Origin of the sequence: Sulfitobacter sp. SK011, assembly GCF_003352065.1 — a bacterium.
Lineage (GTDB): Bacteria > Pseudomonadota > Alphaproteobacteria > Rhodobacterales > Rhodobacteraceae > Sulfitobacter.
The window spans coordinates 3,827,394-3,840,635 of sequence record NZ_CP025803.1 but is presented as its reverse complement, the minus strand read 5'-3'; the positions used below and the strand labels follow the sequence as shown (position 1 = coordinate 3,840,635).

Genomic DNA, 13,242 nt, shown 5'->3' with positions numbered 1-13,242 from the left:
AAGTATTTTCAGCCAAGGGCAATGGCACCATAGCCCACGATCTGAAAGAGTGATGCGATCCACTTGATCCAGAACGCAACCCTTGCATCTCGCAGTGGCGCGTTTGGAATGTCAGGAGTTGCCGCCATTTCAGGGTCCCTTGGTCATTGAATTCATTGGGTCCGTTTGACCGGCTCAGATCACCGTTGCATAGGACATTGCCAATGCTGCCAGAAAGGCCGCCTGCACCTGTTCGGCGGTAAGTGCGGTTGCCCCAAATGTCATTGCTTTTGCCCCGCAGGCATCCGCGACCAACGTGACATCATACCCCAGATCACGCGCGGCCCGTGCGGTGGCGTCGATGCACATTTGCGTCATCGCACCGATGATTGTGAGGTCGCGGATCCCGGCAGACTGCAACTGTTCCTGCAGGTCGGTTTGGTAAAAGCTGTTTGGCCGGTGCTTGAGAATGATGGATTCGTTTCCGAGCGGTGCAACACTTGGATGAATGTCTGCACCTGTCGTGCCGGGCCGGAAAAACGGAGCTGCGTCGCTGGTGGCCTCATGACGGATGTGGATCACCAGATCGCCCGCTTCGCGTGCCGCATCCAGAACGTTCGCGGCGGCATCGGCAACGCGGTCCATATCGTCGACGGGCCAAAGCCCGCCCGCGAAATAATCGTTCTGGATGTCCACAAGGATCACCGCGCGGGTGGGTGTCATGACCGTGCTCACAATTTGGCCGGATCAATGCAGCGGGTCTTGCGACCTGCAAACCAATTCAGGCGTTTCACGGGTGTTTTTGGCGGCATGTCCCGCAGGCGGACACATCCGCTTCGTGTCGCAGTCATTAAAGTTTGTGCGTAAATGTTTAACATGACATTTCCTCTTGTTCCGAATTTTGCCCTTTATAAGTTGCAGAAAATGCGCAAACCTGCGAGTCATTGAAATTCTAATCATGTAAGATGGGGTTTAATATGGATTGGCGCGACCTTCCGCCCTTGACGGCTTTGCGATCCTTTGCGGCCTTTGCTGAAACCGGCAGCGTCGTGGCGGCAGGTGATGCGCTGGGTGTGAGCCATGCAGCGATCAGTCAGCAATTGCGCAGCCTTGAGGCGCATCTGGATGTGGCATTGCTGAACCGCGACGGCCGGTCGATGACCCTGACCGCAGAGGGTGAACAGATGGCCAATACGTTGCATAGCAGTTTTGGTGGCATGATCGACACGGTGCGCCTGATAACCGGGGCGCGTGATGAACGGCCTTTGCATGTTTCGACGACACCAACCTTTGCCGCGTCATGGTTGATGCCGCGTTTGCCCAAGTTTCGCGATTTGCATCCACAGGTCGATTTGATGCTGGACCCCACGCCCGAGGTCGTGACCTTATCTTCGACCGGCATTGATCTGGCGATCCGTTATGGCGCGGGTGATTGGCCGGGGTTGGATTCAGAGATGTTGCTCAGATCACCGATGGTTGTTGTTGCGGCCCCTTCGCTTGTGGGGGAGGGCGCGTTACCGCGCGCGGAGGACCTGACAGACCTGCCGTGGCTCGAAGAATTCTGTACATCTGAGGCGACGCGATGGCTGGCTCAGCAAGGTGTGAAGCTAAAATTCGGGCTTGGACTTACCCAAGTGCCGGGCAATTTGTTGCTGGATGGTGCGCGCGATGGTCAGGGGGTCGCGGTGACGGTGCGGACCTTTGTTGAGCGTGATATTGCTGCGGGCCGGTTGCGTGTCATTGAGACTGAGGATCGGCCCGAGATGGGCTATCATATCGTCACGCGGCCTGGCGTGATGCGTCCCGTGCTCAAAGATTTCGTGCGCTGGATCAGGCGCGAGGGGGCTATCGGCTAAGAGTTTCAGATCACTCCGGCCCGATCATGAAACAACTCACATTGCGCGCGGCCAAGCGGCGGCACGCCTGATCAGCGCCTTCCCGGGTCATGCCAAGGAAATTTGCATCAAATCCCTGTGGTCTGCGGACAACTTTGCGCAAGGACCCATCCAGTGTTGCCATTTCGGTCAACGCGGTTTTCAACAGCACTTTTTCAGCGGCAAATCGGCTGGGATAGCGACCTACGTTTACGCCCCAATGCCGCCCGCCAGATGTGGACACACGGGTCACGATCTCCTGTTCGACGGCTTTTTTCTGGGCGCGCACGGGGGCGGATGTTTTGGGCCTTATTGCTGGTCTGAGCGTGGGGGTCGCCGAGGCCAATGTCACGGGAACATCAGGGGCGGGGGTTTCGACCGCCTCACGCAGGGCGGCGGTGATGTCGGCATTTAACATTGTGCTGGTTGCATTGGGTTGTTCGGCGGTGGCCACGACCACAACCTGCTCTGCCACGGGCCGGATCTGGGGCCGCTTGGAGGTCTTCACCGCCCCGACAAGACGAATGGTTTTGCCCGCACCGCCCGCTGTTGATCCCGGTGCGACACTCGGTGTGCTTTCGACATCGGCATACACGGGGGCATTTGGTTTGCGCAGGGGGGCCCGTGAGGGTGCGCGGCGGAAACCCATGTCCATCAGCTCGGCCACCTTGGCATTGCGTGATGCGGTTGTCTGGCCTCCAAATACGGTCACGATGATACGTTCACTGCCACGTTCCGCGGAGGCGGTCAGGTTAAAGCCAGCCGCACGGGTGTAGCCGGTCTTGATGCCATCGGCACCCTTGTAGGACGCAAGAAAGCGGCGATTTGTGTGCGACACCTTGCGCATGCCGGCGTCCGCCGTGATGCGCGAGAACAGGTTGTAATACTCAGGGTAATCATAAAGCAGATGCCGACCCATGATGGTCATGTCATGGGCGGTAGAAAGGTGTCCGGCCTCGGTCAGGCCATGGGCGTTCTTGAATGTGGTGCGTGTCATTCCGAGCGCCTTGGCCGTCCGGTTCATCCGGCGGGCAAACTTGGCCTCTGACCCTTCGATCGCTTCGCCAATGGCGGTGGCCGCATCGTTGGCGGATTTCACCGCGGCAGCGCGGATGAGATAGCGCAGCGCGATCTTTTGACCTGGGCGCAGACCCAGCTTGCTGGGCGGTTCTGATGCGGCATTCTTGGAAATGGTGACCTTGGTATCAAGGGAAATCTGGCCCCGCTCAATCGCCTCAAACGCGATATAGAGGGTCATCATTTTGGTCAGCGAGGCGGGGTGCAACCGGGTGTCGGCATTGCGCGAATGGATCACCTTACCCGTCCGGGCGTCGATGACATAAGCAGCATAGGGCGCTGCCATCGCGCTCAGCGGGACCACTACCAAAAGCCAAAATGCCGCAATGAAAAATAGCCCAAAACGGGCCGGCTGAATGCGCCGCACCTTCATTATAATCTGCCTTTTACTGCCTCAGACCGCCGATTTTTTCGACTGGCCACATTTTTGATTGGTGTCAGGCTAACATATGTCGCTTTTTCGATAAACCCTTTGAATCAAGGCAATTAGGTAAAAAAATTAAAGTGCGACATCCAGATGTTGGGGGTATCGCCAGCGCATGTACTAAGGGGGCCAATGTGGCAGGAATATGGCAGCATTGGGGCGGTCAGCGCCCCAATTCAATTGCAGTGCTGACCATCCTGAATCGCGCCAATCAGACCCGTTAACGCGCCCAGATTTTCAATCTCTGCAAATCTCGCATGATTGTCGGGTGCCTCACTATGTTCGATCTCCCAGGTCAGACCATGTGGCACAAACACGCCCCATCCGCCTGCGGCAATCATCGGGAGCACGTCAGACGCCATCGAATTGCCCACCATCAGCCCGCGCTGCGCCCCATGACCATGCCGCGCGAATATCTCTGAATATTCCACAGCGGTCTTCTGTGAGACGATTTCAATGGCATCAAATACATCGCGCAGGTCCGACTGGGCCACTTTGCGTTCCTGATCCATCAAGTCGCCCTTGGTGATCAGGACCAATTGGTAATCCTCTTTGAGCGCATCGAGGGTTGTGTGGACATGGGGCAGCAATTCAATGGGATGGGACAACATTTCACGACCCGCTGCCAGCACCTCCGCAATCACCTTGGCAGGCACGCGGCCCTCCGTGACCTCAATGGCTGTTTCAATCATGGAAAGTGTGAAGCCTTTGATTCCAAATCCATAATGGGGCAGATTGCGCCGCTCTGACGCAAGCAGGCGTTCCATCAGATGGTCCTTGTCGGTATGATCGGAAAGCAACTCGGCAAAGTGGTCCTGCGTCAGTGCAAAGAACCGCTCATTGTGCCACAATGTGTCGTCTGCATCGAAACCAATGGTGGTCAGGGGCCGCGTCATCTTTTGTACTGCCTCTTTTCTAAATCCGTAAGCAGGTTATATAGACGTCCAAGCGACTCACATATAACCCATTTCCAGATCAGGAGCAGCAATGCGCCTTGACGACTACATGATGGCACAAGGTCCCCGCGACGAAGATCAGACCGATCTTTTGACCAAGACAAAGCCCAAGACCAAGCGGCCTCCGCTGTATAAGGTGATGCTGCTGAATGACGATTTCACGCCGATGGAATTTGTCGTGCATGTGTTGGAGCGGTTTTTTGGTCTTAACCACGCGCAGGCGTTTGAAATTATGCTGACGGTCCACAAAAAGGGTCTGGCCGTGGTTGGTGTGTTCAGCCACGAGATCGCAGAAACCAAGGTGGCGCAGGTGATGGATTTTGCCCGGCGTCATCAGCATCCGCTGCAATGCACCATGGAAAAAGAAGAATAGCGCGTGATTGATGCGCGCATGCAGCTGGCGCTGAACGGGGGCGGGCTTGACCTGCCGGAGGAAGGGCGGATCGCGGTTTTTCAGCCGCCCGTCGATGCAGATCTGGAGGGGCTGCCCGCCGATCGATGCCTGATCATTCATGATTTCAAGCCATATTTTGATGCCTGGGCCGCGCGTGGATATGATGTCGCCCACAGCACCAAAGACCGATACGCCGCCGCAATTGTCTGCCTGCCGCGCTCCAAGGTCGAAGCGCGGGCGTTGATTGCTGAGGCATGTGCGGTCAGTGATGGCGTGGTTGTGATTGACGGTCAGAAAACCGATGGCGCAGATTCGATCCTGCGTGAAATGCGGGCGCGCGTGACGGTAAAAGGTCCGGTATCCAAGGCGCATGGCAAGATGTTCTGGATCACCGCCCCTGCAGCCGATTTTTTCGCGGATTGGGTCGCAGGCCCGTCGCAGACAGAAGGTGGATTTTGGACGGCACCGGGCGTGTTCTCTGCGGATGGTGTTGATCTGGCCTCTGCCCTGCTGGTCGAGGCGCTGCCGGAAAAGTTGTCGGGCGAGGTTGCTGATCTTGGGGCGGGCTGGGGATATTTGTCGGCACATATCCTGTCGCGACCAAAGGTTCAGACGCTGCATCTGGTTGAGGCTGGTGATATGGCGCTGGAATGCGCACGCCGCAACGTGACCGATCAGCGTGCGCGGTTTTACTGGGATGACGCGGTAACATGGCAACCGCCGCACCGAATGGATGCGGTTGTGATGAACCCGCCGTTTCACACCGGCAGGGCGGCGGAACCACGGATTGGACAGGCCTTTGTGGCCACTGCGGCGCGGATATTGTCAGGTCATGGTGATCTATGGATGGTGGCAAACCGTCATTTACCTTATGAAGCCGAGTTGAATAAACGGTTTTCGTTTGTAGAAGAGTTGGGCGGCGACGCGCGCTTTAAGCTCTTTCATGCTGCCCGGCCTACGCGGGCGCGGCGGTAGCATCTCCCGAAAGGATCAAGGATGTCTTTTTCGATCACTGGCAAGACGGCAATTGTAACGGGTGCCGCAACGGGCATTGGCCTTGCGATTGCACGGCATCTGGCGGACCAAGGCGCAAATGTGATGTGCGCCGATTCCGACGAAAAGAAGCTGATGGAAGCCTTGGGGGATGAACCCGAGGATGGCAACATACGGACCTTTTCAGGTGATCTGCGCCAAAGGCTGACGCTTGCGAACCTGCTGTCCGCAACGATTGATGCCTTTGAAGAGGTTGATATTCTGGTCAACGCCTCCCGACTGCTGTTGGTGACAGACGCCTTGGATGTGGAAGACACTTCGGTTGCGACTTTGCTAGAGCAGAATTTGATGACAGCCTTGCAGCTGTCACAAATGGTGGCCAAACGGATGATGAAGCGGACAGCGGATCAGCCTGAAGGGCAAATTGGCTCCATCATCAACCTAAGTTCCATCGCCGCGCGTCAGATCCAGCCTGAATTGATGGGCTATTCCATTGCGTCGGCAGCGGTTCAGCAAATGACCCGGTCTATGGCCCTGTCTTTGGCACCTCACAGGATCAGGGTGAACGCCATTTCGTTTGGATCGGTGATGAGCACGTCATTGAGAGAATCTGTGGCGGACAACCGGGAGTGGCGTGATGACATCCGCAAACACACGCCGTTGGGCAGGATTGCCGCCCCGAATGAGCTGTGCCATGCGGTGCAGTTTATGGCCGCTGAAAGTTCAGGTTTTATGACCGGAGAGATCATCGTGATCGACGGGGGGCGCAGCCTGCTGGATGCTGTGACAGCGCCAGCGCACTAACAGCGCGTTGGGGAACACTCAGAATAATTGCTGGCGCGGCGATGATCATTGTGTCGGGTTGGGATTTGGCCCTTGACGGCACCCCGGCACTGGCATAGTCCACGCGCCGATGGCGTTATAGCTCAGTTGGTTAGAGCGAACGACTCATAATCGTTAGGTCCCTGGTTCAAATCCAGGTAACGCCACCACATTTTCACCCGATTGCGCCATGGCAATTTCAGATGCTTAAGGCCTGAAAATTGCGACATTGAAGGCCGGTTTGGCCTTGATAGTTACAAACACAACTGCGCTTGATGCGGCTCTCAGACGTGAGTATGGCGTCGCCGCGGTTCATAATGGCTATGTTCAAAATGAGTGGTGACAAAAAACAGTCAGTCGCTTAGCGTCAGGAAAAAAAGACGAAACGTCGGAAAGTGCCTCAGCGACTGTCGCATGCCGAATAAAGGGAGAATACAATGAAAATGACACGCAAAGCGTTTTTGGGTCTGGCGGGTGCGGCCGCACTTGCAATGGGCCTAGGTGCAGCGCCGGCACTGGCACAGGACGTGACACTGCGCCTGCACCAATTTCTGCCACCACAAGCCAACGTGCCCAAGTTGGTGCTGGATGTCTGGGCTGACAAGGTTGAGGCAGACAGTGAAGGGCGCATCAAGGTTGAGCGTTATCCTTCCATGCAATTGGGCGGCACCCCACCCGAACTGATGGATCAGGCGATTGATGGTGTTGCAGACATCGTGTGGACCGTTGTGGGCTATACGCCCGGCCGATATCCAAGCACCGAGGTGTTTGAGCTGCCATTCATGATGACAAATGCCCGCGCGGCATCTTCTGCCTACTGGCAGATGTTCGAAAAACACATGAAAGACACCGAGTTCAAGGATGTGCACATCCTGGGAACATGGGTGCACGGTCCGGGCCTGATCCACACCAACAAAGAAGTACGCACACCTGCCGACATGCAGGGGCTGAAAATCCGTGGTGGATCGCGGCTTGCAAACCGTTTGCTGGAAATCACCGGTGCGACACCCATCGGCATGCCGGTTCCGGCGATCCCTGAGGGTCTGTCAAAAGGTGTGATCGACGGCACCACCATTCCATGGGAAGTGACCGCCGCGTTGAAAGTGCCGGAACTGGTCAGCAACCACACCGAATTCACCGGTAACGCGCTTTACGTACTGACCTTTGTTCTGGCGATGAACAAAGACAAATACGACAGCATGCCTGCGGATCTGCAAAAGGTCATCGATGACAATTCAGGTCTGGAATTTTCGATCTTTGCCGGTGGCACGCAGGAAGATTCTGATGGTCCTGCGCGCAAGTTGGCAGCGGACCGTGGCAACAACATCGTGACCCTGAATGCTGAGGAAACGCAGGTCTGGAAAGACGCGGCACAGCCGATCTATGACGAATGGATTGCGGATATGCAGACCAAAGGCATCGACGGTCAGGCGCTGATCGACGAGGCGCGGATGCTGATGGACGCTTACGACAAGTAACCGGTTCAACGACATGACTATGATCTGCGGCAGGGCCTCCTGCCGCAGATTTTTTATCACTATTATGCGAGACTTCACATGCACAGGTTGATCCAGACCCTTGCCCGCGTCACCGCTTTGGCCGGGGGGCTTGTGCTGATCGTTTTGATCATAATGACGACCTTTTCCATCATTGGCCGGTCGCTTAACAAGCTCATGCATGGCGACTTCTTTCAGCAGAATCTGACCGGGTTGGCGCAGTGGCTGCTGGATCTGGGCGTGGGGGAAATCAACGGCAACTACGAATTGCTGGAGGCCGGTGTTGCCTTTGCGATCTTCTCGTTCCTGCCGATCTGTCAGCTTTATGGGGCGCATGCGACTGTCGACATCTTCACCTCTTTCCTGCCGCCCCGTGCAAATCGCTGGATCGCCGCGTTTTGGGAAATCGTTCTGGCCGCGGTGATATTGCTGATCGTCAATCAATTGTTTGGCGGGATGGAACGCTATATCCGAAATGGTCAGACAACGTTCTTTTTGCAGTTCCCGGTCTGGTGGGCCTACGCCTTTAGTTTTGCCGCGGGCCTCGTGGCCTGTGTCACGGCGGTCTATTGCGCCGCGATGCGTCTGGGGGAGGCCGTGATGGGCCGCAGTATCCTGCCGTCCGAGCATGGGGGCCATTGAGATGAGCAATCTTGAACTGGGCTTCTGGTCGTTCCCCATTCTGCTGATCATGGTGTTTTTGCGTGCGCCGATCGGGCTGGCGATGCTGCTGTGTGGTTTTGGTGGCTGGTTTATGGCGATGGGTGGCAATCCGACCCCGCTGTTGGCGAAGATGAAGTCAGAGACTTACACGACCTTTTCCAGCTATTCGCTCAGCATCATTCCTATGTTTTTGTTGATGGGGCAATTTGCAACGCTGTCAGGCATGTCACAGGCCCTGTTCAAGGCCGCAGAAAGCTTTCTTGGCCACAGGCGGGGTGGTGTCGCGATGGCGGCTGTTGGGGCCTGCGCGGGTTTTGGTGCGATCTGTGGGTCGTCACTGGCCACCGCCGCGACCATGTCCAAGGTCGCGCTGCCCGAGCTGAAGCGATATGGGTATTCCGGTGGTTTCTCGACTGCCACATTGGCGGCTGGCGGCACGCTGGGTATTCTGATCCCGCCTTCGGTGATCCTGGTGATCTATGCGATCCTGACGGAACAGAATATTGCCAAGCTGTTTCTGGCTGCTTTCATTCCGGGCATCCTGGCGGCCATCGGATACATCATCACCATCTCGATCTATGTGCGCTTGAATCCAAAGTCGGCGGGGACGCGGCCTGCTGTCCCCATGGGCGAACGGTTCAAGGCGCTGGCCAATACCTGGCCCGTCTTGGTGATTTTCTTTATAGTGGTGGGTGGTATCTATCTGGGTTGGTTTACCCCAACCGAAGGATCAGCGATTGGTGCCGCCGGCACGGGGTTGGTGGCGCTGGTGTCAGGCAGCCTTAACTGGAGTATCTTGCGCGACAGCCTGCTTGGCACGGCGCGCACCACTGCGATGATCTTTTTCATTGTGTTGGGGGCGGCGTTCTATAACGGGTTTCTGGCGCTGTCTGGCGTGCCGCAGTTCATGGCCGATTGGGTTGTAACGCAAGGGTTCAGCCCGTTGTTGGTCATGTCGATGATCCTGATCTTTTATCTGATATTCGGCTGTCTGATGGACAGCCTGTCGATGATCCTGCTGACTGTGCCGATCTTTTTCCCGGTCATATCGGCGATGGATTTTGGCATGACGCCCGAACATCTGGCGATCTGGTTTGGTATACTGGTGCTGATCGTGGTCGAGGTGGGGTTGATCACGCCGCCGGTTGGGATGAACCTGTTCATCATCAATTCCATGGACCGCCAAACACCCATGACGGAAACCTACAAGGCGGTAATGTGGTTTGTCGGGTCTGACATCGTGCGGGTCATCATCCTTGTTCTGTTCCCTGCAATCACCTTGTTCCTGTTGCCGGAGTAGCAGCATGTCTAACGGCGCATTGAAAATTGACATTGATGGTGCGGTTGCCACGCTGACCATGAACCGGCCTGACAAACGCAACGCGATGAACGATCAGTTGCTGGCTGAGATTGATTCATTTTTTGCCAATCCGCCAAAGGACGTTCGCGTTGCTATACTGGTGGGGTCCGGTGGGCATTACTGCGCCGGGCTGGACCTGAGCGAGCATCAGGCCCGCGATGCGGAAGGGACGCTGCATCATTCGCGGGGTTGGCAGGCGGTCATGGACCGCATTCAATTGTCTGGACTGCCTGTGGTTTCGGCTCTGTTCGGCGCGGTGATCGGTGGTGGGCTTGAACTGGCCACAGCGACCCATGTGCGCATTGCCGAACCTGACTGCATCTTTCAGTTGCCCGAGGGGCGGCGTGGGATATTTGTGGGCGGGGGTGCCACGGTGCGGGTGGGGCGCATCCTTGGCGCGGACCGGATGATCGAGATGATGTTGACCGGTCGCAAGCATGGCACCGAAGATGCGGTTGCCTTGGGGCTGGCTCATTACGCGGTTGGTGCAGGCGAAGCGCTGCCGATGGCACGCAAGATTGCAGCACAGATTGCAGGCAATGCGCCTTTGGCCAATTACATGATGATCCAGGCGATTGGCCGCATTGAAGACATGTCCCGCGCCGACGGGTTTTTCACCGAGAGCCTTTGTGCCGCTCTGGCGCAGACCAGCCCGGATGCACTGGAAGGTCTGGCGGCGTTTCTGGAAAAGCGGCCACCCACCTTCAGGTAACACGATGAGAGGTTTGATATGACAGCACATCTCAACCTGAAACCACATAACGTGCTGCGCGAAGACCGGGCTGATGGCACGATCCTGCTGCGGTCTGCCTATGCAATGGGGCCGGTTGCGCGGTGCAGTGGCGACTGGTTACACTATTGGGCAACCACCGCCCCGGACCGGGTGTTTCTTGCAGAACGGTCTGGCAAAGGCTGGCGCGAGGTCCGATACGCTGAGGCGCTTGCGCAGGTCCAAGCGATTGCGGGGCATCTTATCTCGCGCGATTTGGGGCCTGATCGGCCCATCATGATCTTGTCGGGAAATGGCATCGATCACGGGTTGCTGACCCTTGCAGCGCAGTATGTGGGCATTTCCACCGTGCCGGTGGCCGAACAATACAGCTTGATCCCTGCGGCGCACCCACGGTTGGAATATGCCGCGAGACTGGTCCGACCGGGGATGGTGTTTGCCGAGGATGCCGCACAATACGCGGGCGCATTGGCGTTGAATGTCTTCGACGGGGTTGAAGTGCTGAGTTCGGCACCGGGCGACAATGGTGCAACGGATTTTGCGCAGTTTCTGCGCCCCATCAGCGCCGATATTGCTTCGGCATTTCAGGCGATCACTTCCGATACGCTGGCCAAAATCCTGCTGACGTCCGGTTCAACCTCGGACCCCAAGGGGGTGTTGACGACGATGGGGATGATGACGGCCAATCAGGCCCAGATCGCCGCCTGTCTGCCCTTTGTTCAAACACGCCCGCCCTGCATTGTGGATTGGTTGCCGTGGAACCATGTCTTTGGTGGATCGCATAATTTCAACCTGATGCTGGCCAACGGCGGCAGCCTTTATATCGACGCTGGAAAACCTGCGCCGGGCTTGTTCGACCTGACGCTTGAAAATCTTGGCCAAAAATCGGCCACGATCAGCTTTAATGTGCCTGTCGGTTTTGCGCAGCTGGTCACAGCATTGGAGCGTGATAAGGCATTGCGCGACACATACTTTGCCGATCTTGATATGATTTTTTATGCTGGCGCATCATTGCCTCAGGACACCTGGGCGGCGCTTGAACGGCTGGCACTGGACACCTGCGGGCAGTTGCCGTTGATCACCACGTCATGGGGCCTGACCGAAACCGCACCTGCGGCGCTGATCAACCACGCCGATGCAAAAGGGGCCGGGATTGTGGGCGTGCCGATGCCCGGTGTGACGCTCAAACTGGTGCCGGACGCGCAAGGACGCTGCGAAGTGCGCGTGAAGGGAGCCAACGTCACGCCCGGATATTTGCACGACGCGGCCAGGACGCAAAAAGCTTTTGATGATGAAGGTTTTTTTAGGACGGGTGACGCAATGCGCTTTGTTGATGCTGATGACGTCAACAAGGGCCTGCATTTTGACGGGCGGCTTGATGAGGATTTTAAACTGGCGACAGGCACCTGGGTGCAGGCCGCCAATCTGCGGCTGGCGTTGTTGGCGGTGCTTGCCCCCTTTGCGCAGGATGTAGTGATCACCGGGCAGGGACGCGCGGCGCTGGGCGCGTTGATTGTGCCAAACCGGGCCGCAATCGCAGCGCAGGGCTGGGACGCGGCAGAAACGGCTGGCGTGATGCACTGTGACGCATTGAACGCAGAGCTTGCAGAGCGCCTGACCACCCTTGCAGCAAAAGCGACGGGCAGTGCAACGCGGATAACTTGCGCCTTGATCTTGGCTGATCCCCCGTCAATGGCTGACGGCGAAGCGACAGCGAAAGGCAATATTAACTTTGCGAAGCTGTTGGAACGCCGGGCAGATCTGATTGAAATGCTTTACGATCCGACGACGCCCGCGCGCATCTCAGTTCTGGTGCAAGCCGCTCTCTGACTGGAACCACTGGTCCCGCTGCCCGGCAGCACATGCTTGCATGTGTGAGAGGGGGGAAGCGCAGTTCTATCGGTCCGCCGGTCGAGACATGCACGCCGCTGAAGGGCAGATATGTCGCCTCCCAAACCTTCACGCCGGAGGAATCGGTCGCAAATACGGGCCGCCCAATGTGATGAGTGCGCACGAGGTAGACATCGTTGGTCTGGCCATCGACCACCGCCACAGGCACACCGTCATGCCAAATGTATTCCTGCAGCAAGGTCGAGGCACCAGTCGTGTTGTCGATCTGGTACTCCGCCAACCGGTTGCCATCCTTGTCGTGGATCACATGGATGCGATACCCCGTCTGCGTCAGGCTGCAGTTGACCTACGGATCGCAGGCGTTGTTGGTCTACACCACTTGCGCCACGGTAATCAGGTCTTTGGTCCTATTAAGGCTGCTTTGTCTCTAACATCCCAATACAAGATACCAAAAACTGCTCCGAGGTGTGTTCAGGAAATTGAATGAAGAGTATTATTTGGTTTCTCTCTGGAAAACTCCTTACCCTATATTCATCGATATTAGTTGCCGAAGATTTGGAACATGTGAGTGGGATAGTGCCTAGCGACTTTTCTCTTAGTTCCGTAACTTCATCATAGTAGCT

13 protein-coding genes and 1 tRNA gene are annotated in these 13,242 nt (G+C 56.8%); 10 read left to right on the top strand and 4 right to left on the bottom strand.

What is annotated here, in order from left to right; all coding sequences use genetic code 11:
- Window positions 1-8: 8 nt before the first annotated feature.
- Entirely contained in the window at window positions 9-128 is a 120-nt protein-coding gene (locus tag C1J02_RS21340) for a DUF6552 family protein (RefSeq protein ID WP_368073760.1), read from the bottom strand.
- 46 nt (window positions 129-174) lie between these two features.
- Complete coding sequence (locus tag C1J02_RS19005) at window positions 175-702, bottom strand: cysteine hydrolase family protein (RefSeq protein WP_114879967.1); 528 nt, start codon at window positions 700-702, stop codon at window positions 175-177.
- A 254-nt stretch (window positions 703-956) separates the two neighbouring features.
- Here C1J02_RS19005 and C1J02_RS19000 point away from each other — a divergent pair, with 254 nt between their 5' ends.
- Window positions 957-1,835 carry a LysR family transcriptional regulator gene (locus C1J02_RS19000; protein ID WP_114879966.1) on the top strand — a complete coding sequence of 293 codons (879 nt, stop codon included), beginning with the start codon at window positions 957-959 and terminating at the stop codon, window positions 1,833-1,835.
- A gap of 10 nt (window positions 1,836-1,845) precedes the next feature.
- Here the strand turns inward: C1J02_RS19000 and C1J02_RS18995 are convergent, their stop codons facing one another.
- Both C1J02_RS18995 and C1J02_RS18990 read right to left on the bottom strand, forming a co-directional pair.
- Complete coding sequence (locus C1J02_RS18995; protein ID WP_114879965.1) at window positions 1,846-3,303, bottom strand: D-alanyl-D-alanine carboxypeptidase family protein; 1,458 nt, start codon at window positions 3,301-3,303, stop codon at window positions 1,846-1,848.
- 227 nt (window positions 3,304-3,530) lie between these two features.
- Entirely contained in the window at window positions 3,531-4,250 is a 720-nt protein-coding gene (locus C1J02_RS18990; RefSeq protein WP_114879964.1) for an HAD family hydrolase, read from the bottom strand.
- Between the two features lie 91 nt (window positions 4,251-4,341).
- On the opposite strand from C1J02_RS18990, the gene clpS reads away from it, so the two are divergent.
- The 9 genes from clpS to C1J02_RS18945 all read left to right on the top strand — a co-directional run bounded on the left by clpS (window position 4,342) and on the right by C1J02_RS18945 (window position 12,598).
- Window positions 4,342-4,683 (top strand): ATP-dependent Clp protease adapter ClpS, encoded by a 342-nt coding sequence (gene clpS, locus C1J02_RS18985; protein WP_114879963.1) that lies wholly within the window; start codon window positions 4,342-4,344, stop codon window positions 4,681-4,683.
- 3 nt (window positions 4,684-4,686) lie between these two features.
- Window positions 4,687-5,679 (top strand): class I SAM-dependent methyltransferase, encoded by a 993-nt coding sequence (locus tag C1J02_RS18980; RefSeq protein ID WP_114879962.1) that lies wholly within the window; start codon window positions 4,687-4,689, stop codon window positions 5,677-5,679.
- Window positions 5,680-5,700: 21 nt separating this feature from the next.
- Window positions 5,701-6,501, top strand: a complete 801-nt coding sequence (locus C1J02_RS18975; protein ID WP_114879961.1) for an SDR family NAD(P)-dependent oxidoreductase — start codon at window positions 5,701-5,703, stop codon at window positions 6,499-6,501.
- A 111-nt stretch (window positions 6,502-6,612) separates the two neighbouring features.
- Window positions 6,613-6,689 (top strand) — tRNA-Met (locus C1J02_RS18970).
- 267 nt (window positions 6,690-6,956) lie between these two features.
- Window positions 6,957-7,997, top strand: coding sequence for a TRAP transporter substrate-binding protein (locus tag C1J02_RS18965; protein WP_254693161.1), 1,041 nt, complete (start codon window positions 6,957-6,959; stop codon window positions 7,995-7,997).
- Window positions 7,998-8,075: 78 nt separating this feature from the next.
- Entirely contained in the window at window positions 8,076-8,657 is a 582-nt protein-coding gene (locus tag C1J02_RS18960; RefSeq protein WP_114879960.1) for a TRAP transporter small permease, read from the top strand.
- Between the two features lies 1 nt (window position 8,658).
- On the top strand, window positions 8,659-9,978 hold the full coding sequence (locus tag C1J02_RS18955; RefSeq protein WP_114879959.1) for a TRAP transporter large permease: 1,320 nt from the start codon (window positions 8,659-8,661) through the stop codon (window positions 9,976-9,978).
- Window positions 9,979-9,982: 4 nt separating this feature from the next.
- Window positions 9,983-10,750 (top strand): crotonase/enoyl-CoA hydratase family protein, encoded by a 768-nt coding sequence (locus C1J02_RS18950; RefSeq protein ID WP_114879958.1) that lies wholly within the window; start codon window positions 9,983-9,985, stop codon window positions 10,748-10,750.
- A gap of 18 nt (window positions 10,751-10,768) precedes the next feature.
- Window positions 10,769-12,598 (top strand): feruloyl-CoA synthase, encoded by a 1,830-nt coding sequence (locus C1J02_RS18945; RefSeq protein ID WP_114879957.1) that lies wholly within the window; start codon window positions 10,769-10,771, stop codon window positions 12,596-12,598.
- Window positions 12,599-13,242 lie beyond the last annotated feature (644 nt).

Coding starts and splice junctions, on each gene's coding strand:
- C1J02_RS18965 (WP_254693161.1), top strand. CDS start 6,957: ATGAAAATGACACGCAAAGCGTTTTTGGGTCTGGCGGGTGCGGCCGCA.
- C1J02_RS18990 (WP_114879964.1), bottom strand. CDS start 4,250: ATGACGCGGCCCCTGACCACCATTGGTTTCGATGCAGACGACACATTG.
- C1J02_RS21340 (WP_368073760.1), bottom strand. CDS start 128: ATGGCGGCAACTCCTGACATTCCAAACGCGCCACTGCGAGATGCAAGG.
- C1J02_RS19000 (WP_114879966.1), top strand. CDS start 957: ATGGATTGGCGCGACCTTCCGCCCTTGACGGCTTTGCGATCCTTTGCG.
- C1J02_RS18945 (WP_114879957.1), top strand. CDS start 10,769: ATGACAGCACATCTCAACCTGAAACCACATAACGTGCTGCGCGAAGAC.
- C1J02_RS19005 (WP_114879967.1), bottom strand. CDS start 702: ATGACACCCACCCGCGCGGTGATCCTTGTGGACATCCAGAACGATTAT.
- clpS (WP_114879963.1), top strand. CDS start 4,342: ATGCGCCTTGACGACTACATGATGGCACAAGGTCCCCGCGACGAAGAT.
- C1J02_RS18995 (WP_114879965.1), bottom strand. CDS start 3,303: ATGAAGGTGCGGCGCATTCAGCCGGCCCGTTTTGGGCTATTTTTCATT.
- C1J02_RS18950 (WP_114879958.1), top strand. CDS start 9,983: ATGTCTAACGGCGCATTGAAAATTGACATTGATGGTGCGGTTGCCACG.
- C1J02_RS18975 (WP_114879961.1), top strand. CDS start 5,701: ATGTCTTTTTCGATCACTGGCAAGACGGCAATTGTAACGGGTGCCGCA.
- C1J02_RS18960 (WP_114879960.1), top strand. CDS start 8,076: ATGCACAGGTTGATCCAGACCCTTGCCCGCGTCACCGCTTTGGCCGGG.
- C1J02_RS18955 (WP_114879959.1), top strand. CDS start 8,659: ATGAGCAATCTTGAACTGGGCTTCTGGTCGTTCCCCATTCTGCTGATC.